Origin of the sequence: Corynebacterium casei LMG S-19264, from assembly GCF_000550785.1 — a bacterium.
GTDB lineage: Bacteria > Actinomycetota > Actinomycetes > Mycobacteriales > Mycobacteriaceae > Corynebacterium > Corynebacterium casei.
Genome location: NZ_CP004350.1, coordinates 253,534 through 279,399, shown reverse-complemented (window position 1 = coordinate 279,399; position 25,866 = coordinate 253,534). Strand labels below are relative to the sequence as shown.

The following is a 25,866-nucleotide window of genomic DNA, read 5'->3' as shown; positions in this document are numbered from 1 at the left end:
GTTTATCCGCGGCGCGCAGCGTACTCGCTGACCGCGAAAACCAGAACCGCACCAAGGCCACCAAAGATACTCCATGGCTTCTTCGCACCCTGCTTGCGCAATGCCTTTGCCAACTTGCGCAAACCCAGAACCTTCAGCACACCGGCAACGCTAAGACCAGCGATAAGCTGCCACAACGGGAAGGTTGATTCCTCCGGCGGCTGCGGGCTGTGCTCTTCATCCTCATCAATCGCGTTGAGGTAACCCACCAGACCCGTAAAGGATGCGAGCGTCAGAATATAGGTAGTAACAAGTGCCTTCGAGTTCTTTATGTAATCCGGAAATGACAGCGCCGCACCCACAAAACCAGCCTGCACGACACGTCCCGCCAAAGTGTCATCGAGTGCGTAATTATCTACTTCATTATCTACATCGTCATTAACCGTGCTGCTAATGGCATCGGGGTTCACAGAATTGTTTGTCATGACGCCCCAGAATACCTATTATTCAAGAGCTTCAGGGCTATCTCCACCCAATTCAAGCACTTTGCCGAACTGTCCTGCCCTCACCCGACGTTTCAGAGAGCGGCAACGTAGGTTCCTTAACTTTGAATGATTGAGAACATAACGCTATTGAAGTAGGTTTCATGAGTCGACCCTCGAACGACCTAAGTATTAAGAAAACCACGCAATCAGCTCGGCTCTGGATGAACAATTACTCTTTTCCAGCAACGACGACACAACCGCCTTAATATAAGACTCTGAGAAGTGCAATGTTTTCGCGATTTCTCTATTACTCTTTCCTCGGCGAACCAATTTTATTACGGACTTCTCGCTCGAAGTCATTGGGGTGCTTTCTTTCCCTTCCCGTGTCTGGTTCCAGGAAATGTGAGACACAAGCCTTTTAACGCACTGAGGTGAAAGGCTCGTTCCGCCCCTTAATGCGTTATGAATTGCTTGAATGATAGTCCTTGGTGGATGTCCTTTAATAACGTAACCAGCAGCGCCATTTGCCAAAGCCGTCATCATTGTCTCATCTGTGTCAAACGCAGTCATGGCGATAAAGACTGGCGGTGAATCGAGCTCTTTTATGTAGCTCAAGAGCTCTAACCCGTTCATTCCAGGCATGTGAATATCAGAAAGAACAATGTCGCAAGTGTTGTCTTCTAGCCACGCCCGCGCACTACGTCCATTGTTTGTAGTTGTAACTACTTCTAATTCTGGGTCAATTCGGAAGTACTTGGGAAGTAATTCACGAACCGATTCTTCATCGTCTACGAGCAGGATGGAAATACTCATCTTTTACACCCAATTTAGATCTAATCATTGCCACACCCAAGCCATACTTCTATGAACCAACATGCATAAAACCGATTGATGATCCCCCGCTCCCATGTCTATTAGTATGAAAAAGGGGAAATCTAACGCCTGTTCCGAAAAATAGAGTAGAAACGATTTCCCTACGGTCTGTTTGTATCTCGAAGAACGAGAATAAATGAAATGTCCGAGTCTTCAACCACCTCAGCCCCCCAAAAAACTGTATGAATGGAACATTTCCTCGATTGACCAGGTTTGCAGCACATTGTTGGATTTCGCATCCTTACGCTGGATATCCACAGTCAAGGCTTTTACCTTCGAAACTAGTCAAACCCACAGTTCACAAAGTACAGTGCCACGGGGAATAGCCGTAATTCACTGATACCTTCAATACACTTGGGGTCTGCACCAACTACAATCTCCTCCTGTAAATTGTAAGCCCACTGAAATCCGGTAAGAGAACACCCCTTGTCAATCGTATAAAAGGTGTCCTCTCAACAGCAGCCATACTTTCTACAGACTATTTTCTCTTACGGGCTCTAACTACTAGCCAAATAATAAGAGCGACAATGAGGACTACTAAAATCCCCGAGATAGCTGCAGCATTCATTTAATCACGTCCTTAATTATTTGTGGTGTAAGCATAGTTTCCTTGCCCGAGGTTTACTTGCATCCACGCCGTCCAGCCTACTGGGAAGCCCCTGAATGCAACGTCGAAATCTGCCGAATAGCGAACTGTCTGGTCATTAAATTTTTGCAGACGATGGTTGCCTAGGGCACCTCCGATAATATGATTGTGCTCACCGTACTGATTTGTTACTCGCCCAAGAGCACCCGGGCTGGTTATCTTGTCGAAGTAGAATCCCATACTAATGACCCCCAAATTCACCTGAGCATGACATCCAGTTTGACGTTGTGTTCCATTATTGTCACTGAAAACACGGCAATCCTTAACTGAGCGGGTAGATATCCCCTCATTTAAACCGGTTGGCTTGCTGATTGACTCTACAGAAATGGAACCATCTGCGAAACGGTTTACTGTTACGGATTCGGCAGCACTATCCTGCTCTTCTGATAAAACAGGCTCTGCATTCTTGCCAAATGAGTCCCATCGGACACCATTTTCCAATTTCTCCAACAAGTCCTTTTGCTGCTCAGATGGCACATTGTATGAGTCCCAAAATTGACCAAGTTCGGCTTCCACTCCTGCATCCAGTTCTGCGTTCGAAGCTTCTCCAGAACTTTGTGGATTCTCCACTGCATTTGCTGTCGCCATTAGAGGAGACAGCGCAACACAAGATAGAATACTCGCTACTGCCAAAGACAGGCGTCGGTGTAATTTAGGCATGGTTTTCCTTCCAAGAAAATGACGCGCCCCCGTTGAGCGCTAATCATGGATGTTAACTACGTAACAACCCTTCTGCCCTTTAGACTTTCACATTTCCGCAGGTGGGAGCTTAGACGTCAGTACTTAAGTACTGATATAGGCTGAAACCATTGACAAAAGTATATTGAAGAGGTAATTGGCGGATGCATTAGGAATCTCCCGCGTCGTAAACGTCTTCGATACGACCGTTACCAGCATTAGATGGTTGACTAGGGAGTAGAATCTGCGGCATGAACGCAGAAACTACCTCACCTGCACAAAAGATAATTTTGGACTGCGACCCAGGACATGATGATGCGATCGCAATGCTGCTAGCTCACGGTAATCCGAACCTTGAGCTGCTCGCGGTCACCACCGTTGCAGGAAACCAGACCCTTGAAAAAGTCACCACCAATGCCCGCGCGCTAGCCCGCGTTGGCAACATCACCGGTATCCCATTCGCTGCTGGTGCTTCCCGCCCGCTGGTTGGGCCACAGCTCATCCCGGATGAAATCCACGGCGAGTCAGGCCTTGACGGCCCAGAGCTTCCAGCACCTGGCGTGCCGCTGGAAGACACCCACGCGGTTAATCTCATTGCCCAAGTCATTCAGGACAATGAACCTGGCTCTGTTGTCATTGTTCCAACTGGTTCATTAACCAACATCGCCCTGTTCGCGCGCATGTACCCAGAGCTAGTCGAGCGCGTTGGCGGTGTCACCTTGATGGGCGGCGGCCACCACACCGGCAACATGACTCCAGCTGCGGAGTTCAACATTCTTGCGGATCCTGATGCAGCAGCAATTGTGTTTGAAGAGTCTTGGCCAGTGACCATGATTGGTCTGGATGTCACCCACCAAGTACTCGCTGTCCCGGATCGAATGGAACAGCTCAAGGCAATCGGCACCGACGTTGCGCAGTTCATCGCAGAACTCGTTGAATTCTTCGGCGCTTCTTACATGAAAGAGCGCAACTACCCGGGCCCACCAATGCATGATCCACTCGCTGTGGCAGCGGTTGCAGATCCATCGGTAGTGCGCACCATCCGCGCTCCTATCTATGTGGAAACCCAAGGTGCACACGCGCGTGGGCAAACCATTGTTGATTTCCGTCGTACCTGGTCTAATAACGACCCGAGTGGGTTGGGCCTTGTTGATGACCCAGAAGCTACTTCGCCGAATACCTCCGTTGCCGTGGATGTGGATACCGATAAGTTCTGGGATCTCCTCTTTGACGCGCTGCGCCGCATTGGCGACACCAATTTCAAGTCCTAATACTTCGGCCTTAATGCCTTAAGCGCTTTTACTGCGGCGCTTTCTACTACACAGGAGATCCTGATGTCCCGAACCTCTGCTGCCGGTGGCTCTGCCGGTATCGCTGATCCGATTGATTCTCGCAAGGGTGGATTGCCACTTCTGCTTACGGTGCTGCTCGCCGCGGCCGTGGCCTTCCAGCTCAATGCTTCAATGCTCTCGCCGGTGCTTACCACGATGGCGGAAGAGCTCAACACGGATGAGGCCGCCGTTGGCCTGACCCAAACCGCGTTCTTTACCGGTGGCGCACTGTGCGGTCTGTTCCTGCCTCGTCTGTCCGATATTGTTGGCCGCCGCAAGATTTTGCTGGTGATGCTCTCCGTCATGGCTATCGGTGGTGTGATTGCCGCGCTTGCTCCTAATATTGGCGTGCTCATGTTCGCCCGTGCCCTGCAGGGAATTGCTGGCCCAACCATCCCAATGACCTTGATCATCCTGCGCAGCCAGGTCAAGAACGAAGTCCGCCTGGGCACCCTGCTTGGCCTGATTGCTGCTATTAACGGTGGCGTTGCCGGCGTTGACGTATTGATCTCCGGCTGGATGGCTGAACACTGGGGCTTCCGCTCCGTATTCTGGTTGATTGCCATCGTCGGTTTCATTGCCGTGGCAATGGTCGCTGCTTGGGCGCCTGAATCCAAGCCTTCCAGCGGCATCAAGGTTGACTGGTGGGGCGCGCTCTTCCTGGTCATCAGCGTTTGTGCCATCACCTTGGCGGTTAATGAAGCAGGCAAGGCTGGCAACGCTAACTGGTTCGGTGTCATCATCGGACTGGTCATCGGTCTGGCTGTTTTTGCTGTGTTCTGGAAGTGGGAGAACAATCACGACCAGCCTCTGGTTGCACCAAAGTACCTCAAGCGCCGTTCGACCTGGGGTCTGCTGTTGACCACCGTGTTGACCATGACCGGTGTCTTCGCCGCCGTCAACGGCGTGGCTGTCTCCTTGGCTCAGAACCCAACCGCAGGCTTCAGCATGAGCGCCGACGCAGCTTCCTTGTTCCTGCTCGCTCCTTATGCACTGATTGGTCTAGCCGTGGGTCCTTTCGCGGGCCGCTTCGCGCCAATCATTGGCTACGGCAACCTGCTGCGTATCGGCAACGCTGCCTCCGCCATCTTGCTACTGGTTCTGGCATTCGTCGGCGTACATTCCAAGGCCGTGCTGATTATCTCCGTCATCCTGCTGGGTATCACCTACGCGGGTATCGGCAACATCGTGCTCAACAACCTGGGTGTTGTGAACTCGCCAAAGGATAATGAGGGCTTCTTGCCTGGCATGAACTCCGCCGCCTTCAACCTGGGTGCCGGTGTCTCCTTCGCCATCCTGCCGGTATTCATGGTTGCTGGTTCCCCAGCCGGTTCTGATTCCACCGCCGGCTACACCACCGCATTCCTGGTCGCCGCAATCATCCTGGGTATTTCCGTAGCTACCTCGCTGTTCATCCCGAAGGTCACCGCAGCTGAAGCTGAAGGCCAAGTGGTCTAAGTACAAGGACTAAGCTGGGTGGCATGTATGACGGCAAGATGGAAAATCTGACCCCTGCCCAGCAAGCTGCACAAGATGAGCGCACGGAAGAAGACAAGCGCAATGGGCGTTTTATCGCCGCGGAGCACACCAATCTTCCACTGAATGATTTCATGACCAGGCTGATGGCCGAAGAAATTCCGATGCTGGATTCCGCCTCCCGCGGCCTGGTCTACAAAATTTTGCGCGAATATGAAGGCCCCGAAATCACTACGCAGGAAGAACTGCCCACCGAAATCCGCGACATCATGGATTTGTACTAAACAGCTACGCGTTCTCAACCTCCATACATTAAATCCAACCGGAGTCTGTTGCGGTTACCCTCGAGTAGTGGACACCCAAGAAATCTTGTCCAACAACGATGCGATGGACGGCCCTGGTAATAACTACTACCTCTGGTACGACACCACCGAGAAGCAATTCACGGTCTTGTCGTCGGACCTGAATCTAGCGCTATCCGGAATGGGCGGTGGCATGGGCGGCGTGCAGCAGGACACCGAAATTGGCACCGCTACCGATAACGACGCCACCGCCACTACAGGTGAAATGCCGGCTCTTCCCGAAGGTATGGAAATGCCCGAGATGCCAACGAACGGCGAGATGCCACAGCGGCCAGAAGGTATGGAAATGCCCGATGGCATGGAAATGCCTGGTGGTGAAGAAGGTGAAGGTGCAGGCGCAGGCGGTGGCAGCGATAGCAGCATCCTTAAGGAACGCTTCTTGGATAATGAAGAGTTCTACGCCATGTACGAAGAAGCATATGCCGAGTTATATGAGCAGCTGATTGCTAGTGGCTACGCTGAAGAAACGCTTACTGAGCTGGCAACGCGTGCGGAAGAAGCAGGCGATGAAGGTGCGGCGACACTGGCGGAAAGCATTAGGTCGAGTTTGGCATCGTTAAGCGAAACTGCCCCTGAGCCCAGTGCTGGCATGGGCATGGGACGCGGCGGCGGAGGCCGACCCGGCGAAGAAACTGCTGCTGAAGGCAGCAGAGAAGAAGCAACGACAACTACTGAGGATGTGTAGGAAAGATCCTCATCACGGGGTCTTGTACTGAAAATCACCTGTGTAATCGGTACATGAGCCCCGTTGATTCGGTGGTAGGTCGATAAAGCTAGGTAAGCTCTAAAACTATGGAATTGCACACCACCGTAAAATCTTTACATGGCTGGGGCCGCACGGCTCCTACTACCGCACATGTGCTGGCAACCGCCGACGTTGATGAAATCCGTCAGGCCGTTGCCATGGTCGCCGATGACAATGCAGATAAGCCAGCGCACCTGCGCCGCGGCGTCATCGCTCGCGGCATGGGTCGTTCCTACGGCGACCCGGCGCAAAACGCAGGCGGCCTTGTCATTGACATGCAGTCGCTCAACCGAATCCACTCCATCGACCCCGAATCAGCATTGGTTGATGTTGATGCCGGCGTCACCTTGGACCAATTGATGAAGGCAGCATTGCCTTTCGGCCTGTGGGTTCCGGTTCTTCCCGGTACCCGCCAGGTCACCATCGGCGGCGCAATCGGGCCTGATATTCACGGCAAAAACCACCACTCCGAGGGCTCCTTCGGTGACCACGTCACCAGCATGGAACTGCTCGTTGCTGATGGCCGTGTCCTGCACCTGACACCAGAAGGCACCGAGGATGACCCAGATGCTGAACTGTTCTGGGCAACCATCGGCGGTATGGGTCTGACCGGTATTATCTTGCGAGCTACCATCCGCATGACCAAGACCGAAACGGCCTACTTCATTTCGGATACTGAGCGCACCAACAACCTGGAAGAAACGGTAGCGGCGCACTCTGACGGTTCAGAGCACAACTACACCTACTCTTCGGCGTGGTTCGATGTCATCTCACCTGAGCCAAAGCTGGGCCGTTCCACTATCTCCCGTGGTTCTTTGGCCACGCTGGAGCAGCTCGAAGAGTTCGCACCAAAGCTGGCAGCGGATCCGCTGAAGTTCAACGCGCCACAGTTGATGAAGGTGCCGGACATCTTCCCATCGTGGACCATGAACAAGCTGACCCTGATGGGTATCGGCGAAGCCTACTACGCCATGGGCGCACCGGCGAAGAACAAGATCAAGAACCTCACGCAGTTCTACCAACCACTCGACCTGATTGGTGAGTGGAACCGTGGCTACGGCTCCAAGGGTTTCTTGCAGTACCAGTTCGTGGTCCCTATGGACGCGGTTGAGCCTTTCAAGGACATCATCCGTGACATGCAAAAGTCCGGCCACTACTCCGCTCTGAACGTGTTCAAGCTGTTCGGCCCAGGCAACAAGGCGCCGTTGAGCTACCCAATGCCGGGCTGGAATGTCTGCGTGGACTTCCCAATCCGTCCAGGTCTGGGAGATTTCCTGAATGACTTGGACCGTCGCGTCATGGAATTCGGTGGCCGTTTGTACCTGGCCAAAGAATCACGCACCTCCGCGGAAAACTTCCACACCATGTACCCAGAGCTTGAGGGCTGGTTGAAGACCCGCAACAACATCGACCCAACCGGCGTCTTCGCCTCCGATATGTCACGCCGCCTCGAGCTGCGCTAAGAAAGGAATTTTCATGCTTAACGCAACTGGACAAGCACAACACATGCTGCTGCTCGGCGGCACCAGCGAAATCGGACTGGGCATTATTTCCGAGTTCCTCGAGCGCGGCCCAGCTAAGGTCACCCTCGCTGCACGCGCGGATTCTCCACGCATTGCTGATGCTGCAGAATCTTTGAAGGCACAGGGCGCTGACGTGGAAGTTATTGACTTCGACGCGACTAATTTTGAGTCCCACCCGCAGGTCATCGACAAGGCATTTGAGCGCGGCGACGTTGATGTTGCTGTTGTTTCCTTCGGTACCTTGGGCGACCAGGAAGAATTGTGGCAGGACCAGGCTAAGGCCGTGGCTTCCGCACAGATCAACTACACCGCACCAGTTTCGGTTGGTGTGTTGCTGGGTAACAAGTTCAAGGCGCAGGGTCACGGCACCATTGTTGCTTTGAGCTCCGTTGCCGGCATGCGCGTGCGTCGTTCTAACTTTGTGTACGGCGCATCCAAGGCTGGCACCGATGGTTTCTACGTCAACCTGAACGAAGCCCTGCGTGGCTCCGGCGCCAATGTTCTGGTTGTTCGCCCAGGCCAGGTACGCACCAAGATGTCCGCCGAAGCCGGCGAAGCACCACTGACCGTGGATGTTCATGACGTTGCTGAAGCAACCGTCAAGGCAGTACTGGAAGGCAAGGATTCTATCTTTGTACACCCACTGTTCCAGTACGTTTCTTTGGCTTTCAAGTTCATCCCGCAGACCATCTTCCGCCGTCTGCCGTTCTAACCTCGGCCAGAACGATTAGCCGCCGCTTACTAGGTTTATCCCTGGTAAGCGGTAATTTTTATACCTGCACACGGTTTCTTCTTCGGGTGTGTCAAAGAAGCCGGAATGTAGAAGCGGCTGAACGTGCTGGTGTGAGTCTTCAAATGGTCCATTGAGTGTCATGAATTTATTTCCCGATTCGGCAACAAAATCCCGTGTAGCGCATTAGGCTTCGATTAGGCACCGTTTCCTATCTGGGACTAGTACGACGCGCGGTGTACGAACATTCACTCATTCCTCGGGAGATCCTATGAAAATCCCTGTACGTCACCGAAGTAAATCCGCTGCCTTCAAAGCGTTGGTTCTAACAACATTGTTCAGCCTCTCCATACAGCCTGCTGCTGCCGCCTCAACTATTGGAGTAAACGATACAGCCAGCACAGTCAGTGTCTCTGAGCGTGAAACTTTGGCCGATTCACATCTTTTCCAAGAAGATCAAGCAATCGAGATTGATGGAGAGATTGGTTTAACACCTGCAGAAGTTGAGCAGCAACAACGCCAGCTTGAATCCGCCAAACAGCTAGAAGAACCCAACCCGGCGATAAACGGCGACATGTGGAGCGATGAAATCGAACTTCCTCAAGGAATTTCAAAACAAGAAGCCGACGCCGCAGAAGTAAGTATCGCAGCCTCCGAATTTCAAGAGGGTCCTAGAACAACAACCGCGCAGAGCACATCAACTTGCTCCACAATTTGGCCCAAGAACATCAAAGTTTGCGATGATATTCTTCGACAATATAATCGCCTGGGCGGAGTGACCAGCTGGCTGCTCTACCCAGTCGAGCCGCAGCACCGAAATCCTGACGGGAAAGGTTTTCGGCAAAAGTTTGCTAATGGCTGGATTTACTGGTCTCCCGAAACTGGTGCTCATGCAGTCGCACGCCACACTGCTTCAGTGTGGGCGACAAATGGCTGGGAAGCCGGCTGGATGGGTTACCCCACCTCCGGAGAAGTACCGGTCCAAGGAAATACCGGTATCGACGGCGAACTCACCGGTTGGGTACAAAAGTTCCAAGGTGGCAGGATTTACCGCAGCCAAGCACTCAATGGTTTCCACGTCGCAAGCATCAATGGGCTAATTCTTGAGAAATGGCTCGAATTAGGAGGTCCAGACAGCCCACTCGGATTCCCCACCGCAAATGAAGCAAAGACTTCGGATGGCAAGGGACGATTCTCAATTTTCCAAGCTGGTTCAATCTACTGGCATCCATCGCATGGGGCACACCCTGTTGAAGGAGAAATTCTCAATAAATGGTCCGATGCGGGTTATGAATCTGGCCGATTTGGATACCCGATCGCCGACGCAGTACCACGCGAAGGAAGTACATACGCTGACCAAGCTTTTCAAGGTGGGACAATTAATGGTGAATTATTTAAGGCTTCGCAGCCGATAGTAACGCCGTACATCTACTTCCCCACCGAAGCCGAGGCCAACCGTTATTTCGACGAGTTGGAAGACCAAATCCTCAATGGTAATGCTATTGCTTCTGAACCTGCCGTTTCAGCATTAACTGCAGGAAAGGAATATGGCCCTTGCACGCTTTACCCGGAGAACATTCACCTGCGCTCCAGCAGTGGACTTCAGACGGTAGGATTCAAAGCTCGTACAAGCTGCACAACAAAAGTTGACTCAATTGAGCATCAACTTCAGTTAAGAACTCACCACTGGTTCCCACCTCCACTTGGCAGATGGGTACACCGAACAGAGTTTTCCACCAACAATAACGGCCAGAAGTCCCTATACACCCAGAAGCTCGAATTCAAGTGTCAAGGTAATAGGCCGAATCTGTTCGGCGGCAGCGCGCGGGGAGTGATTGCTGTCGGCGGTAAGAATTATTATGCACGGGTCTATCCTCCCGCTGCTCGTATCGACTGTGGAGTGTGATGGAGATGCAACCTCTTCCTGGGCATCAATGGATCTGCGAAGCACGCGGATTCGGTTCCCAAATGAAATTAGTCGCCTACGTCCCTTGGGAATATAAACAAGAGCTTGAAGCCGCATTCCATGAAGGTGGCCCAGCACTTGCCGCATGGCAAATAGACTCCTCAACTATCGAGTACTCACAGCCTGAATGGCAGGGATTTACCTCCCCGGCAAGTATCGGTGACAAAGTGTGGCTCGTCGTGGCACGTCCCCAACAAGGACATATTCCAGAATGGGATGGACTTCGCCCTTATCATTTCGACAAGCGTGCTGAGGCAGAAAAAGAGATGGACTGGCTCAACGAGCACCACCCACACGACAACTACCTCATCGCATGTATAACAGTCGGCTGGGTAGCACCAATCGTGCTCGAAAAATCCGGATGGACACCACCCTGGTTTCCCATCGGCGGACGCGACCAAGACCAACCCTGGTTTCCCCGCAACTACGACGAAACCACCAAAGCACAATATTGACCAAAAGTAGCTTTCCTGCAAGAAAGACACATGAAGAAAACGCTTTAGGTCGGAAAATTATTATGCGCGGGCCTATCCCCGCAGCTCGAATCAAGTGTGGGGTGTAATGGAAATACAAGATCTTCCTGGGTATCAATGGATCTGCGAAGCACGCAAATTCGGTTCCGAAAGGAAATTAGTCGCGTACATTCCATGGGAATACAATGAAACACTTATAGCTGCATTCCATGAAGGTGGCCCAGCACTTTCGGTCTGGCAGATGGAGTCTTCAGCTATTGAATACGCCCAACCCGAATGGCAAGGTTTCACTTCTCCCGCTAGCATTGGCGACAAAGTGTGGATCATTTCATCACGCCCAAAGCCAGGACATATCCCGGAATGGGACAGCAAACGCCCCCATCATTTTGGCAAACGCGCTGAGGCAGAAAAAGAGATGGACTGGCTCAACGAGCACCATCCACTGGACAACTACCTCATTGCGTGCGTGACAGTCGGCTGGGTAGCACCAAAAGTACTCAAAGAATCAGGCTGGACACCACCATGGTTCCCTATCGGCGGCCGCGACGAAGACCAACCCTGGTTCCCACGCAACTATGACGAAGCCACCAAAGCAATGTATTAAGCACTTGAGCATTGGTGAGTAACGCGCCAGCAAAAGGATAGATTGAGAAATTGTAGACCTATGAGGCCGCTCCCATCTTTGACTGAGGGGGCGGCCTTTAATCAGGAATAGGGCAAAAGTATGGGAGACTAAACCCATGACTGTGACCGATTCTTCGGGTGCAACGCCCGCAAGTACTGCCCCTTCGTCATCCCCGGCGCGTGACTCGCAGTCGTTGACTCCTGCTACCCGCGACACCATGAGTTTTATGGGTGTGTTGTTGGGGATGGCGGCAGCAGCGATTGGCGGTGGCGTTGTCACACTGGCGGCCTGGTTTGTGTTCAAGCAGGTTTCACTTCCCGCGTTCAACACATCCATGGTTACCCGTGGTTTGTCGACGGTGGCGATTGTTGCCACCGTCGTTATCGTGGCCGGGCTGTTGTATGTCTGGACCAAACGTGGCGTACACGGGCACGGGCCGCTTAAATGGCTAACTGTTGTGGCGGCGTATCTTTCACCGGCTTTGATTGTCATCGCTAGTCTGGGCATGCCACTGTCTGCTACGCGTTTGTGGCTCGACGGCATTCAGGTTGACCAGGTCTTTCGTACCCAGTTCTTGACGCGAATGACGGAGCAGGCTGGCTATGCGGATATGAACTATGCCGATATGCCGACCTTCTACCCCATGGGCTGGTTCTGGTTGGGTGGGCGCATGGCCAACCTGTTGGGTATTGCGGGCTGGGAAGTATTCCAGCCATGGTCATTGGTGTCCATCGCCATGGCGTGCTGCATCCTGGTTCCGGTATGGCAGCGCCTGACCGGCTCCTTGCCGCTGGGTACGGTCATCGCGCTGACCACCACCGCGTTGACGTTGACGCTGGCAACGGAAGAGCCATACTCAGCAATTATTGCGCTGGGTGTTCCGGCCGCAGCCATCATGTGCTCCCGCGCGTTCCACGGCTCTTGGGGATCCACCGTCGGTTTGTTGGTATTCCTGGGCATTTCCGCGACTTTCTACACGCTCTTTACCGGCGCGATTGCCGTGACCGTGGTGTCCTTCGTGGCACTTGTCACCGCGATTGTGGAACGCTCAATCAAACCGATTCTGCGGTTGATGGTCATCGGCTTTGGCTCCTTGGCCATCGCCGCTGTTGTCTGGGGGCCATATGTTGTCGCGGTACTGCAAGCAGATTTCCCTATTAAGAACGCAGCGCAGCACTACCTGCCAGCAGAAGGAACAGAAGTTCCGGTGCCATTCTTAGCGCCATCGCTCGTCGGCCTGATGTGTCTGGTCGGCATCATCTACTTGGTTGCGCGCGTGAAAAACGTGCACATCCGCACGCTTGGCTGGGCGCTGATTGGCGTCTACCTGTGGATCGTGGCCTCCATGGTCATGCCATTGCTGGGCACCACCTTGTTGGGCTTCCGCCTAGAAATCCTGGTGGTGCTCATCCTGGCCACCGCCGGTGTCTTGGGTCTTGCGCACCTGTATGAGCAGTACCGCTCGCATGAGCACCTCACCGCTATTGTTACCGTCATCGCGGCGCTGGCCGGCATCTTCTACATGCAAGAAATCCCGGCGGCGCACCAGTCAGCCATTGATAATGCCTATACCGATACTGACGGCAACGGTGAGCGCGCCGACCAGTTCCCTGCGGACTCAGCAGGCTACTACCAAGAGATTTCGGACTTCTTCCAAGACCACAACGCTGAAATTGTGATGACGGATGAAAAGCTCTTCTTGGCCTACCACCCATACTTTGGCTACAACGCGTTTACCGCGCACTACGCTAATCCGCTCGGCCAGTTTGATGAACGCAATGAGCAGATGGCCACGTGGGCGAATGATTCCTGGGATCAGACCCCAGAAGAGTTCGTGCAGGCACTGGAAAACAACCCATGGGATGTGCCGGATGCCATGATTTTCCGCGGCGATATTGAATCCCCGGATGATGGCTACAAGGCGCACCTGGCCGTGGATATCTTCCCTAACCAGCCCAATGTCCGTTATGACGCCATCTTGTTTGACCCAGAAGTCTTCGATGATTCCAACTTGTGGGACGTTGAGCAGATTGGGCCTTTCGTTGTCGCCGCTCGAGTGAACTAAGGTATTTTCACGTGAATGATGTCTACACCGCCGAACTTCCTGAGCTAAGCGCGCGCCCGGCCCCCAAGGGCTTGCGGATGGCCGCTATCATCACGGGTCTTTTGGGCTTCGTGCTGTTTATGGCCACGCCGTTTTTGCCAGTGACTCAGACGCAGTCGTCTTTTGAATGGCCGCGCGAGGACTCCCTGAATTCGGTGACGGCACCGCTGATTTCGGTGACGCCGGAAGAAATTGATGCCACGATCCCGGTCACGGCGGTGGATATGCTGCGCGAGGGCCAGGATTTGCTCTACGGCACGGTTCCGCCGGAGTCGGAGGAAGCATCGAACCGCGGCATGTTTGTCCGTGCCGGCGAGGATGGCCTTTCGGTCATTTCCTTGGATGAGGTTGTGCTTTCCTTGTCGGAAGAGCAGGTGCAAGAGCTTGCCGATGACGATGTGATCGAAATTCACGCCGCCGAAGACGGCACCACCGTGTCCGTCGGTGAGTTTTCTGAAAAATCAGAAGATGACCTGCGCCCGCAGGTAGTTGGCGTGTTCACGGAGATTGAAGACACTCCGGAAAACCTCACGGAGCTTTCCGGCGCTGGTCTGAATGTGCATGTTGAAATCAACTCGCGCTTTACTTCCGCACCAACCACCATCAAGCTGATTGCGATGATCGGCGGCGTCATCATGATGCTCGCTGCCCTGGTGTGCATCGCACGCATGGACCGCCTGGATGGCAAGAAGATTAGCTTCATGCCGGCCACATGGAAGCAGGTACGCCCACTCGATGGCGTGGTCGCAGCTATCTTGGGCTTCTGGCACATCTTTGGTTCCAACACCTCAGATGATGGCTTCATTTTGACCATGGGTCGGGTCAAAGAGCACTCGACGTATATGGCCAACTACTACCGTTGGTACGGCGTTCCCGAGGCACCTTTTGGTACCCCGTACTACGACCTCGTGGCGTTTCTATCCAATATTTCAGCCACCTCCGTCTTCATGCGTATCCCCACGCTGATCGCAGCGATTTTGACGTGGTTTATCCTCTCGCGTGAGATCCTGCCACGCTTTGGTCCAGTTATTAATGACCGTCGCGTCGCGCACTGGACCGCCGCATTCATGTTCTTGGCATTCTGGTTGCCGTATAACAACGGCATCCGTCCGGAGCCAATCGTTGCTTTCGGTGTCATCTTCACCTGGGCTTCGTTTGAGCGTTCCATCGCAACCTCGCGCATGCTGCCGGCTGCGATTGGCACCATTGCCGCAACGCTGACGCTAACCGCTGGCCCGACCGGTCTGCTCGCAGTTGGCGTGTTCCTAGTCAGCTTGCCGGCGCTGTTTAATATCTTCAGCCGCCGCAAGGAATCCGCCGGCGGGTGGCTGCCTCTAATCGCATCCTTCTTGGCGGTAGGCACCAGTGTGTTGGCGTTAGTTTTTAGCGATCAAACCTTGGCGACAGTCCTGGAATCCACCCGCGTGCGCTCTGCCGTGGGCCCATCGCTGAACTGGTACGACGAATACGTTCGCTACACCACTTTGTTCGAAGGCTCGGTTGATGGCTCGCTGACGCGCCGCTTTGCGATGTTCACCATGCTCTTCGCACTGGCGCTCATCGTCTACGCCTTCATCCGCGATGAGAAGGTTTTGGGCACGCCGAAGGGCCCAACCCAGCGCCTGCTCATCATAATGGCGTTGAGCATGTTCTTCCTCATGTTCACCCCAACCAAGTGGACACACCACTTCGGTATCTACGCTGGCATCGCCGGTGTGATTGCCGCGCTCGGCGCTGTGGTTCTGTCACAGATTGCTATGCGTTCCCCGCGTGCAAGGACTTTCGCGGTGGCATCGGTGGTCATGCTCATGGCTATCTCTTTGGCCGGCTGGAATGCCTGGTGGTACGTGTCTTCCTTCGGCATTCCATGGTGGGACCGTTCCGTGCAGTTCATGGCCATTGAAGCCTCCACCGTGGTCATGGTCATTGGCCTTGTCATCATCGCCATCGGCATTGTGCAGGCGCTGCGCCATAACTACCGCACCAACCACGGCATTGAGCACCCTGAGGTCTCACCGAAGCGCTGGTCAAGCATTTTGTCTGCGCCGCTGGCCATGGCGTGTGTTGCCATCGTCGCGTTTTCTTGTCTGTCCTTTGCCAAGGGCTATATCTCCCAGTCCCCGAGCTACTCCGTGGGCCAGGGCAACCTGAATGCCATCGGCGGCAATGTGTGTCAGATGGCTGACGCCACCTCGATTGAATCCAACACCAATGATGCTTTCTTGACCCCTGTTGCTGGTGAGCTCGGTGACTCACTGATCAACCCAGATGAAGACAGCCGTGGCTTTGACCCGAACTTTATCCCGGAAGATATTGAGCCTGAGAACCAGAACTCTGCATCCGTGGGTGCAATTGGTTCGACTCAGACCGGTTCTTCGTCCGATTCTGACCAGGCTTCCTCCGGCGCCGACCCATCATTGGGCGGCAACGTGGATGAGTCCGGTTCCGGCTCCGGTGCTGAGGCGAATGCGGAGAATGTCACCGACTCCTCCTCCGGCGGCGTCCGCGGCACCGAGGGCGTTAATGGTTCCACCATGCACCTGCCGTTCAACTTGGACTACACCAAGGTTCCGGTTTTGGGCTCCTACAACTCCGGGCAGCGCGGCACCTCTGAGGTGACCACCCAGTGGTACAACCTGCCGGAGCAGCCAGGTGAGAACACCCCAGTGTTGTCGGTTGCTGCTGCAGGCGATATCTACCACCACGACGTCAACGACATTGAGCAAGAGGGCATGGAGCTGACCTTGGAGTACGGCACCCTCGCCGATGACAATGAGGTCACCAACACCGGTGAGCTTGAGCTTCGCGATGTCGGCGCGACCCCGAAGTGGCGCAACCTGCGCATCGGCCTGGACGAGATTCCAGAAGAAGCAAACGTTGTTCGCCTCGTGGCTGTCGATGACTCCACAGACGAAGACTCCTGGCTCGCCTTTACCCCACCGCGCGTGCCGGAACTGGTGTCGTTGAATTCTCAGTTCGACTCCTCCATCCCGGGTCTACTGGACTGGTCTACTGCATTCCAGTTCCCATGCCAGCGCACCTTCGACCACTTCTCTGGTGTCACTGAGATTCCTGAGTACCGCATCCTTCCGGATGCTGCCGCGCAGAATTCTTTGACGGACTTCCAGTCCTTCTCCGGCGGCGGCGCCATGGCAACCGCCGAGGCAGTCAACTACTCCTATGAAATCCCGTCCTACCTCGAGGGCGACTGGGCCCGTGACTGGGGCGCAATCCAGAAGTACGAACTGCGCACCAACTCCGCCGGCGTCACCCCTGACCCAGCCGAGATCGACTACGAGGAGCTCACCCGCACCGGCTGGTGGCAGAACTCCGAGATGAAAATCCGCAAGGAAGGCGAAGACTAAAAGCTTCGGACCATGTCCTCGGACCAGGCCCTCAGCTTTTAGCACCAAGTCTCAAAGCCCCGCTTCTCAAATCCACTACCAAGTGGATTTGAGAAGCGGGGCTTTGAGATGTTTTCAGCACCCTTTATGCCGAGTGTTTCGCGCTCGCGATCGCCATAAGACGCTCCACGTAGTCACGCACGAACTCGATCGTACTGCCCGCTTGTATGCGGTCATCTTCTCCAATCAACAAATGAGATTGTCCAAGAAACACCTCTGGTTGTGCGGGAAATTCCATATCGAAATATGACAACGCTAGCCGGAGATTCTTCTGCGCCGAATATCCTCCCATACGCCCCACAGAGTGACTGATGATTCCCGCCGCTTTGGCCTTCCATGCCACGTCATTGTTCGGTTTGGATCCGATATCGACGGCGTTCTTCAAACATGCCGGGATAGTGCGATTGTTCTCGCTGGTGACAAATAGGACCGCATCTGCTTCCTTGATGGCTGCGCGGAAAGCCAGGTACTCCGGCGGAGTAGGTTTATCCACAACGGACGGGTCATCATAGTCAAAGTCATAGAGCGGCAAATCACGCAGATTATAAAGCTCGCAGTCAACGCCGTCAGGAACAAGTTCCGTAACGTGCAGTGCAATTTTGCGTGCGATGCTCTGACGGCGCAAGCTTCCTACAAGGATGAGAAGTTTCATGAGTTCTCCTGGGGATAGTTCAAGTGGATATTAGAAATTCCAGTCATCATCTGAGGTCTCTTCTGCTTTGCCGATGATGTAGGAGGAACCCGAACCGGAGAAGAAGTCGTGGTTTTCTTCCGATCCAGGAGATAGCGCCGCCAAGATTTTGGGATTTACTTGGCACTGATCATGTGGGAAGAGGTTTGGATATCCAAGATTCATGAAAGCCTTGTTGGCGTTATAGCGAACAAAAGTTGCCACATCATCCATCAGCCCGAGCGGTTCATAGAGTTCACCCGAATATTCCAACTCAAGCTCGTAGAGTTCCTGGGTTAGCCCAACGGTGAATTCACGCATTTCTTTGGGCCGCTGCGGCGAAGCCTGTTCCAAACCGCGTTGAAACTTGTATCCGGAGTAGTACCCGTGCACGGCTTTATCCCGAAGGATCAGCCGAATCATGTCAGCGGTGTTGGTCAGATTCCCGTGAACACTAAAGTGCAGCGGCAAATAAAACCCGGCATAGAGCAGCAGCGATGAAAGCAAGGTTGATGCCACTTTTCGTTTCAGCGCGTCATCACCGTAATAGTGGACCATGATTTTTCTGACTCGCTGTTGCAGGATGTCATTGTTGACAGCCCAGGCATAGGCTTCATCGATCTCCGGGGTATTCGACAAAGTAGAGAACACCGAGGAATAGCTACGCGCGTGAACCGCCTGCATGAAAGCGATGTTGGTGTACACGGCTTCTTCATGTTCAGTTCGGGCATCTTGAATCTGGCTGATTTCGCCGACGGTTGCTTGCACGGTGTCAAGCAACGTCAGGCCAGTAAAGACTCGCATGGTGAGCTGGCGATCAACCTCGCTCAGCTTCTGCCAATCGCCCAGGTCATTGGACAAGGGGACTTTTTCTGGAAGCCAGAAGTTAGACGTCAATCTGTTCCACACTTCAAGGTCCTTGTCATCGTGGATCCGGTTCCAGTTGATAGGCCGAAGCGGCATCTCCTTCGCCCGACGAAACCCGGGCGGTGTTTGCGATTTTTCTAATAGTTCATGATGATTCATGAAGTTCCTTTCTGGTGTTTTCGGTACTTGTGGCATCGCTTGCGGGCTGATTGAAAAGTGGTTCTTCAAAAAAGCGGAGCAAGCCGTCACGCACGGTCTGTACGTCATGGTCAGTTCCAAGGAGCTCGAAACGGTAGAGCTCAGGCACGCCGCATTTGCGTGCGATTTTTGGCCCAGCGCAGCAATACGCCTCCCCAAAATTTGTGTTTCCGGCGGTGATAACACCGCGCAACTGCTCCCGGTTCGACGGAATATTGAGAAACTTGCGCACTTGAACCGGGATCGCTGCTTTCATGTTTCCGCCGCCGTATGTAGGAAGAATCAGCACATACGGGTCGGTTACACAGAGCATTCCTTCTTTGGGGCGAAGGGGAATTCTCACCGCAGGAAGACCAAGTTTCACCACGAAACGGTGCGTGTTTTCACTCACTGATGAGAAATAAACCAAGCGGGGTGTTCTTTCCCCCCATATGTGTTGAGCAGGTTGAAATTCGATGGCATGACTCCTTTCCGGATTTTTAACAGCCCGAATGCGGCACTTACTCGAGGGCTATGAAGCAGCAAGCAACCTTCAAAGTTTCGCGTTATTGAATATTAAACTACGTTTCGACGTAGTTGCCAAGGAGTGCAGGTAGACGTCAAAAATGATAGAAATCGAAAGCCGGAAAGAACTAAACGCGGACTAATACTGCGCGCAGTGCTGCTGCGCCAAGAGATACAGAATTCTTGCCCAAAATGATCTGCGTAGATTCAGCGAATGCTTGGGATTCTCCCACAGCAATATCGGCGCCAACGACAAGTCCGTGCTGTGCAAAATGCTTCAGCATGTCCGGATCTGCATCATGAATACGCTCTACAATGCCGACTTCTCCAGCTGTCATTTCTGCCAAGCTAACCAGCTTCTGGCCCTTTTCCGCATCCAAAGCGTTTAAATCCGGGTACTGCCCATCTGCGCTCGGAATGGGATCCCCGTGCGGATCTCTGGTGGGATAACCCAAGCTGGCATCAATTTGATCAATCATGAAATCGGAGACGCTGTGCTCAAGCTGTTCTGCTTCATCATGAACCTGATCCCACCGGTAGTTCAGTGATGTCACCAAGAATGTCTCGATAAGCCGATGCCTGCGCACCATCTGCAGCGCGTATTCTCGCCCCAGCTCACTTAAGGTGATGGCTCCGTATGGGGCATGTTTAACAAGCCCCTTCTTCTCCAGCCTCCGCACCGCGTCAGAAGCGCTGGACAGGCTCACACCAACTTGCTGTGACAACAGCTTGGTAGTGATTGGTGCGTCATTCCATTCCCCCAGCTTGAAAAGATCCTTTACATAATCCTGGTTCGATGATGACAACTGCGAAACATCGACGACCATTAAGAATTACTCCACATCCACATTGAGACCTAAACCAGGTACTGCGCGCTTAAACTCCCTTGCATCATACCGGCTATCCCAGAGTTTTAGACTGGCCGTCCATTTTCATCGAACGCACCCATTGACGTGTAGTCCTCCCATGTCCGGCAATGGCTGACTTCCCCATTGCCTTCCGGCGCGACGCGGGAGAGGAATATCTCCGCGCTATGCAGTGCTGTATCGAGGCTTTGATGATGGTTGCCAAAAACAAAGCCCATCAGCGGGCCGTCCTCATCGCCTTCATGAACCTGGCAGCGCACGGTAAAAGAACCAATGTTATCCCGAATCTCCGGCGCGTTCGCCGCCGCTTCAACACTGTCGTCCACTCCTGGCTCAATCGCGCTACGCTCCCGCGCGAGCTGTGCTTCTTCTTGCGCCTCTAGCTCTGCCTGCTCCCGCGAATCCAACACATAGCTAGTTCCCGCGATCGAACCCCCGAAGGCCACCGCCCCCACTGCCAACAACGCCACTGCGCCTTTGATAAATCTCATGTCTCCCCCTCGCCGCGGCAGTGAGCCATCCTGCCCGCACGTTGTGGACTATTAATTCTTATTCCCCAGGCTACAATAGTCCGCTTGAGAGGTCAACGGGGCTAGTGCTCGAGGAGGTGGAGCATTTCCTTGCGCAGTTCGGCGGTCTTGGCTTCGACGGAAGGGTCTTCGCTGACTTCGTGGCGTGGGCGCGGGAGGTCGACGTTGATGTCGGCGATGATGGTGGCTTCAGGGCTCTTGGACATGACGAGGACGCGGTCGGAGAGCAGGATTGCTTCGTCAACGTCGTGGGTGACCATGACGACGGTGCGGCGTGATGCTTCCCAGATGTTGAGTAGCTGGATTTGTAGTTCGCGGCGAGTCAGGGCGTCGAGGGCGCCGAAGGGTTCATCGAGAAGCATGATCGGCGGGTCGATGGCGAAGGCGCGTGCGATGCCGACGCGCTGCTGCATGCCGCCGGAAAGGCGGGCGGGGCGGCGCTCAGCGGCATCGGAAAGCCCTACTTGCTCCAAGTGGTTCTTGGTAATCTCAGCGCGCTCGGTTTTGCTCAAGCCTGGTCGTGCGGAGCGCAGCCCGAAGTCGATGTTGCCGCGCGCGGTCATCCATGGCAAAAGCGCATGGTCCTGGAACACCATGCCGCGGTCCGGGCCAGGCCCCTGCACCTTCTTGTGACCGGTGCTAACGGTGCCGGTGGATGGCTCCGCAAGACCTGCAATCATCTTCAAAATGGTGGACTTGCCGCAACCAGAAGGCCCCAGCAGGGCGACGAACTCGCCGTCGTTGATGTTGATGCTGGTATCACCAATAATTGTGGTCGGGCCATAGGACTTGGTGATGGAGTCCAGTTCAACTGAGGCATCAGTCGCGGTGGTTTTTAGGGATTTAGTCATAGCGAACTACTTTCTGCAATGCGCCGACGAGGTGGTCAAGAATCAGGCCCGCGATACCGATGATGAAAATCGCGACAACAATGGCGTCAATATCCAGGCGGTTCCAGGCGTTCCACACGAAGAAGCCCACGCCGCGTCCGCCGATGAGCATCTCCGCCGCGACAATAACTAGCCACGCGGTGGACAGTGACAAGCGCAGGCCGGTAATAATGCCCGGCAAGGAAGCCGGCAGCCAGATGTACACAATGCGCGACCACCAGTCGGTGCCGATGGTATCCGCGAGGTTGATATACGTCGGATTAACGCTGCGCACGGCATCGATGGTGTTAATTAGAATCGGCCACAGCGCCGAGAGCAAGATGACGAAGACGGCGGTGTTTTCAGCGTCTTTGAGAAGCGCGAGACCGAGTGGCAGCCACGCCAGTGGCGAGACTGGGCGCAGAACCTGCACTACCGGATCGACAGCCCAGCGCAGCGTGGTACTGCGCCCCAGAATAAAGCCCACTGGCAAAGCTATAATCGCAGCGAGCAAGAAGCCAAAGAGCACCCGACGCAAACTCGCCATCAGGTGCCAGAAAATGCCGACGCTGGCGGGGCCATCTTGATAGAACGGGTCGGAGAGAATCTCCACGCCGCGCGCAAAAGTATTCGCGGGCGTTGGCGCGATATCGCTAATCCACCCGGCGTTGGCGGCAAACTGCCAAATGCCGATGGTGAGGATAAACATCACTACGCCAATAATGACGGCGTGAAGTGGTTTGGGTTTAGTATTCACCGAAAAATCACCGAGTCCATGTGGTCATATCCACGAGTAGGGGCCAGTGGATCAAAATCCACGCCGTTAATACTTAAGTGTTCGCCAGTCACTTCCAGTCCCGGCACAAGCACGCTTTCTGCGGCGGCGATGATGGTGGAATCATCCATCGTCAACGTGTCACCGCCCAAGCCCCAGCGGGCAATCTGCGTGGCCATCCACACGATTGCCGCCGGGTCCGTTGGGTCGCCAAAGGACATGCGTTCTAAGTCAGTATGCGTGTTGCCGTGCCAGTCTTGGTAGACGCCTGAAAATGGGCCATCGAGAAGCTCTGCGGGCTGATTGAGGTATTTTTCCTGCGACAGCGTCTGCGCGGAGGAATCGAACTGCGCCGGGGTGCTCAATATGGCAGCGGCTTCTTCCAGCGCGCTGTTTACACCTTGCGCGGCGCTGGAGTGCTCCGCCTTCCATTCCTTGGCCATCGCCACCGAGCAGCATGGATGCTTGTCCCACAGTTGCTTTGTCATCAGCCAAATCTTGCCGGAGCCGCTCTTGATGGCGCGCTCGTTGAACGGCTCCGGGCCGATAAAGCCATCGATGCCTTCCACGGACAGCTGCGCCACCATGTCCGCTGGTCGCAGCAGGCGCAGTTCCACATCAGCGATGGGGTCCACGCCGTTCGCGGCCAAATAGTCGCGCAGCAGCAACGCGTGCACGGAGTACTCAAACGGGATGCCCAGCACCATGCCCTTGAAATCCTGCGCGGAGTTCACTGAGCCATAGTGCTTGGAGGCCAAAGTAATGGCCTGGCCATTAGTGTTTTGGGTAAAAGACAGCTCCGTGGGGCGCGCGGCATTGGTCACGCCGGCATCAATCGCCACGGTCATGGGTGAAAGCATGTGCGCCACGTCCAGCTGTTCTGTGGCATAGGCCGTCCATAGGTCAGCCCAGCCGGAGAACTTCTTCAACACGACGTTCGCGCCGTGCTTTTTAAACAGGCCCAGGGCGTCAGCGATAGCAATCGGTGCAGAGCACGCAATGGGCACGTAGCCGATGGTCAACGGGGTGTTGATGCTCCTATAGTGTGTCAAACGGTTTTCAGGAATTTTTCGTAGGCCGACGCTAATTCCGTTAACGGACGTTTTCCAGTCTCGATGTCACTGATCCTCGCCGGGGCGCACCCTAAATGTTGCGCTACGTACACCTGGGTGAGCTGCTTCGCGATGCGCAGTTCTTTCAGCTCATCTCGCCGAAGATCCCTCGGTTGGGGCGTACTGCGCTTGGTACAGATCACGCGGTAGACCTCTCTGATGATGGCTCGCTTGAGGCAGCGAATAATTTCCTTTTTCGACAACCCTTCTGCGGTGCGCCTAGCGACGTAGGCTTTGGTGCGTTGGTCATAGCGCATCCTCACAAGAGCAATCCGATACAACGCCGAGTTCGCACGCCGGTCACCACCACGATTAAGCCGGTGCCGGTTGGTTCGCCCAGAGCTTGCCGGCAATGGAGCCACCCCACACAAGTTCGCCAGCGCTGCTTCCGAGTGAATGCGCTCAGGATTATCTCCGATGCTGATCAACAGATCAGCGGAAACAAGAGCCCCACATCCTACGATACTGCTGACATGAGGATTGATCATTGACACCAGAGCAGAGATCCGGGCTTCCAACTCATCACACTGCACCCGCAACGCGCGGTAGGTCGTGGCCAGAATCTTCAGGCTGGTCAGCACACCATTTCGCGGATCGCTAAGATCCGGCGATGGACGGCAGTACACCAATGCGTTGACAAGGGTGTGGTTAGTCATAGTTCCGTAGCGGGTGCGGATATCATCAGGAGCTGTGACCAGCAACGACTTTATCGTCGTGATGAGTGTCGTGGTGGTGGACACCAGCTGTTTCCGGGTGATCTGTAACGCTCGTAACGACTCCACCGGGCCTGTGGAATCTTTAGGCGTGCTCAGTCCTTCCCCTGACAGGACCTGTCGCGCGGCGGCAAGGGCATCCACCGGATCTGACTTCCCGTCCCGGCGTCGGATGCTGCGCTTCGGGCGCAGGACTTCAACTACCGTGTAGCCACGGTCTATCAGGTGCCGGGTTAATCCGGCACCGAAAGAGTTGGTTCCTTCTACTCCGACGGTGCCGACACCGTGCTTGTTAAGAAACTCGGTGAGGTGTGTGTAGCCGGCCCTGGTGGTGGGAAAGGTTTCGGTGGCCAGATGCCGGCCGGTTGCAGTCACCGTGGCAACGGTGTGGGTGTCGGTGTGGGTGTCGACCCCAGCAACGGGTTTTGCAGAGAAATCGATGTCTGTGGTCATGGCTGTCAGCGCTTTCGTATAGGGAAATGGTGAAGGTAGCCGCTGATCCGAGGGTTCGGGCAGACAAGACACTGATGGGACTAGTACCATGACACCTGCCAGGGTGGTCACGGTGAGAGGTCACGCTCCTATAAAGTCATGACCGAATCACCGGATCGCGGTGCGGGGCGAGAACCAGCCCGGAAGACAGATCGCAACGAAGGCACACAATCAGATTGTGACCAGTCCGCTAGTGGGTCATTCCGAGTGGTTCTTGTCCCGCACTCTCTATTATCAGTGTCCGCTAGCGTGGTGTATCTGTAACTATCGGTGATAGCCCTTATGAATGAATGAGGCGACCACCGTAGTACCTTTCGATTCCATAACCACACTTCCTCGAAAGGGATAACCACGATGGCCGCTGCCCCTTATTCTATAGACCCGACTACCTACTTAGACGAATTGCTCGCTCAAGCATCCCCAGATCTCATGCGCGAGATGCTTCAAGGTTTCATTAACCAAATCCTCTCGACCCAAGCTGACCAAGTCTGCGGCGCCGATTACGCCACCACGTCTGAGTCTCGCACCAATGTCCGCAACGGCTACCGCCACCGCGACCTAGATACTCGCGTGGGTACCATCGATGTTGCAGTACCTAAGCTACGCACTGGATCGTTCTTCCCGGACTGGCTCCTGGAACGACGAACCCGGGCCGAACGAGCACTCACCACCGTGATAGCCACCTGCTACTTGAAGGGCGTATCCACTCGCAGGATGAACGATCTTGTCGCTAGTCTAGGTATCAATAATCTCTCAAAATCCCAGGTCTCTGAGATGGCGAAAGATCTTGATTGCATGGTCGAAGATTTTCGCACCAGGCCACTAGATACCGGCCCATACTTGTATGTCTCATGTGACGCGTTAACCGGC

The 25,866-nt window shown here is 54.5% G+C and carries 23 protein-coding genes and 1 pseudogene; 12 read left to right on the top strand and 12 right to left on the bottom strand.

Translation table 11 applies throughout. The features are described 5' to 3' along the window. Positions 1 to 2: 2 nt before the first annotated feature. The 3 genes from CCASEI_RS01425 to CCASEI_RS01415 form a co-directional block, all read right to left on the bottom strand. On the bottom strand, positions 3 to 464 hold the full coding sequence (locus tag CCASEI_RS01425) for a hypothetical protein (RefSeq protein ID WP_006823782.1): 462 nt from the start codon (positions 462 to 464) through the stop codon (positions 3 to 5). A 189-nt stretch (positions 465 to 653) separates the two neighbouring features. Beyond that, entirely contained in the window at positions 654 to 1,277 is a 624-nt protein-coding gene (locus tag CCASEI_RS01420) for a response regulator (protein ID WP_006823783.1), read from the bottom strand. A 640-nt stretch (positions 1,278 to 1,917) separates the two neighbouring features. Then, the gene (locus tag CCASEI_RS01415) at positions 1,918 to 2,643 is read right to left on the bottom strand and encodes a hypothetical protein (protein ID WP_006823784.1); all 726 of its coding nucleotides are present in this window, start codon (positions 2,641 to 2,643) and stop codon (positions 1,918 to 1,920) included. A 269-nt stretch (positions 2,644 to 2,912) separates the two neighbouring features. On the opposite strand from CCASEI_RS01415, the gene CCASEI_RS01410 reads away from it, so the two are divergent. The 11 genes from CCASEI_RS01410 (at position 2,913) to CCASEI_RS01360 (ending at position 17,361) form a co-directional block, all read left to right on the top strand. Beyond that, positions 2,913 to 3,932, top strand: coding sequence for a nucleoside hydrolase (locus CCASEI_RS01410; protein WP_006823785.1), 1,020 nt, complete (start codon positions 2,913 to 2,915; stop codon positions 3,930 to 3,932). 63 nt (positions 3,933 to 3,995) lie between these two features. Further along, complete coding sequence (locus tag CCASEI_RS01405) at positions 3,996 to 5,450, top strand: MFS transporter (RefSeq protein WP_006823786.1); 1,455 nt, start codon at positions 3,996 to 3,998, stop codon at positions 5,448 to 5,450. Between the two features lie 23 nt (positions 5,451 to 5,473). Further along, entirely contained in the window at positions 5,474 to 5,752 is a 279-nt protein-coding gene (locus CCASEI_RS01400; protein ID WP_006823787.1) for a hypothetical protein, read from the top strand. 67 nt (positions 5,753 to 5,819) lie between these two features. Next, complete coding sequence (locus CCASEI_RS01395) at positions 5,820 to 6,515, top strand: CotH kinase family protein (RefSeq protein ID WP_025386939.1); 696 nt, start codon at positions 5,820 to 5,822, stop codon at positions 6,513 to 6,515. A gap of 107 nt (positions 6,516 to 6,622) precedes the next feature. Beyond that, positions 6,623 to 8,038 (top strand): FAD-binding oxidoreductase, encoded by a 1,416-nt coding sequence (locus CCASEI_RS01390; protein WP_006823788.1) that lies wholly within the window; start codon positions 6,623 to 6,625, stop codon positions 8,036 to 8,038. Positions 8,039 to 8,051: 13 nt separating this feature from the next. Then, positions 8,052 to 8,810: a decaprenylphospho-beta-D-erythro-pentofuranosid-2-ulose 2-reductase gene (locus tag CCASEI_RS01385; protein ID WP_006823789.1), complete on the top strand. Its 759-nt coding sequence runs from the start codon at positions 8,052 to 8,054 to the stop codon at positions 8,808 to 8,810. Between the two features lie 289 nt (positions 8,811 to 9,099). Beyond that, positions 9,100 to 10,734, top strand: coding sequence for an LGFP repeat-containing protein (locus CCASEI_RS14305; protein ID WP_025386938.1), 1,635 nt, complete (start codon positions 9,100 to 9,102; stop codon positions 10,732 to 10,734). A gap of 62 nt (positions 10,735 to 10,796) precedes the next feature. Then, the gene (locus CCASEI_RS01375) at positions 10,797 to 11,249 is read left to right on the top strand and encodes a hypothetical protein (protein ID WP_225868425.1); all 453 of its coding nucleotides are present in this window, start codon (positions 10,797 to 10,799) and stop codon (positions 11,247 to 11,249) included. Positions 11,250 to 11,355: 106 nt separating this feature from the next. Beyond that, positions 11,356 to 11,871 carry a hypothetical protein gene (locus CCASEI_RS01370; protein WP_081748446.1) on the top strand — a complete coding sequence of 172 codons (516 nt, stop codon included), beginning with the start codon at positions 11,356 to 11,358 and terminating at the stop codon, positions 11,869 to 11,871. Positions 11,872 to 12,007: 136 nt separating this feature from the next. After that, positions 12,008 to 13,957: a galactan 5-O-arabinofuranosyltransferase gene (locus CCASEI_RS01365; RefSeq protein ID WP_038574330.1), complete on the top strand. Its 1,950-nt coding sequence runs from the start codon at positions 12,008 to 12,010 to the stop codon at positions 13,955 to 13,957. A gap of 11 nt (positions 13,958 to 13,968) precedes the next feature. Continuing rightward, positions 13,969 to 17,361, top strand: a complete 3,393-nt coding sequence (locus tag CCASEI_RS01360) for an arabinosyltransferase domain-containing protein (protein ID WP_025386935.1) — start codon at positions 13,969 to 13,971, stop codon at positions 17,359 to 17,361. 124 nt (positions 17,362 to 17,485) lie between these two features. Here the strand turns inward: CCASEI_RS01360 and CCASEI_RS01355 are convergent, their stop codons facing one another. From CCASEI_RS01355 to CCASEI_RS01315, 9 genes are all read right to left on the bottom strand, one after another. Next, positions 17,486 to 18,052, bottom strand: coding sequence for an NADPH-dependent FMN reductase (locus tag CCASEI_RS01355; protein WP_006823795.1), 567 nt, complete (start codon positions 18,050 to 18,052; stop codon positions 17,486 to 17,488). A gap of 30 nt (positions 18,053 to 18,082) precedes the next feature. Then, positions 18,083 to 19,096 carry a class 1b ribonucleoside-diphosphate reductase subunit beta gene (gene nrdF, locus CCASEI_RS01350; protein ID WP_081466683.1) on the bottom strand — a complete coding sequence of 338 codons (1,014 nt, stop codon included), beginning with the start codon at positions 19,094 to 19,096 and terminating at the stop codon, positions 18,083 to 18,085. After that, a complete protein-coding gene (nrdI, locus tag CCASEI_RS01345; RefSeq protein ID WP_170316224.1) occupies positions 19,083 to 19,568 on the bottom strand; it encodes a class Ib ribonucleoside-diphosphate reductase assembly flavoprotein NrdI in 486 nt (161 codons plus the stop codon). Before nrdI ends, nrdF begins: the two co-directional genes overlap by 14 nt. Positions 19,569 to 19,767: 199 nt before the next feature. Continuing rightward, on the bottom strand, positions 19,768 to 20,466 hold the full coding sequence (locus CCASEI_RS01340; protein ID WP_025386933.1) for a metal-dependent transcriptional regulator: 699 nt from the start codon (positions 20,464 to 20,466) through the stop codon (positions 19,768 to 19,770). 86 nt (positions 20,467 to 20,552) lie between these two features. Continuing rightward, on the bottom strand, positions 20,553 to 20,996 hold the full coding sequence (locus CCASEI_RS01335) for a hypothetical protein (RefSeq protein ID WP_025386932.1): 444 nt from the start codon (positions 20,994 to 20,996) through the stop codon (positions 20,553 to 20,555). Positions 20,997 to 21,097: 101 nt separating this feature from the next. Beyond that, the gene (locus CCASEI_RS01330; RefSeq protein ID WP_006823799.1) at positions 21,098 to 21,886 is read right to left on the bottom strand and encodes an ABC transporter ATP-binding protein; all 789 of its coding nucleotides are present in this window, start codon (positions 21,884 to 21,886) and stop codon (positions 21,098 to 21,100) included. Continuing rightward, a complete protein-coding gene (locus tag CCASEI_RS01325) occupies positions 21,879 to 22,661 on the bottom strand; it encodes an ABC transporter permease (RefSeq protein ID WP_025386931.1) in 783 nt (260 codons plus the stop codon). Before CCASEI_RS01325 ends, CCASEI_RS01330 begins: the two co-directional genes overlap by 8 nt. After that, positions 22,658 to 23,731 carry an ABC transporter substrate-binding protein gene (locus CCASEI_RS01320; RefSeq protein ID WP_225868424.1) on the bottom strand — a complete coding sequence of 358 codons (1,074 nt, stop codon included), beginning with the start codon at positions 23,729 to 23,731 and terminating at the stop codon, positions 22,658 to 22,660. The genes CCASEI_RS01325 and CCASEI_RS01320 overlap by 4 nt, the downstream gene beginning before the upstream one ends. Further along, positions 23,728 to 24,957, bottom strand: coding sequence for an IS110 family RNA-guided transposase (locus tag CCASEI_RS01315; protein ID WP_025386928.1), 1,230 nt, complete (start codon positions 24,955 to 24,957; stop codon positions 23,728 to 23,730). The genes CCASEI_RS01320 and CCASEI_RS01315 overlap by 4 nt, the downstream gene beginning before the upstream one ends. 393 nt (positions 24,958 to 25,350) lie before the next feature. Between CCASEI_RS01315 and CCASEI_RS01310 the strand changes: the two are divergent. Beyond that, positions 25,351 to 25,863 (top strand): annotated as a pseudogene (locus CCASEI_RS01310) (IS256 family transposase); the annotation flags it as partial. Positions 25,864 to 25,866 lie beyond the last annotated feature (3 nt).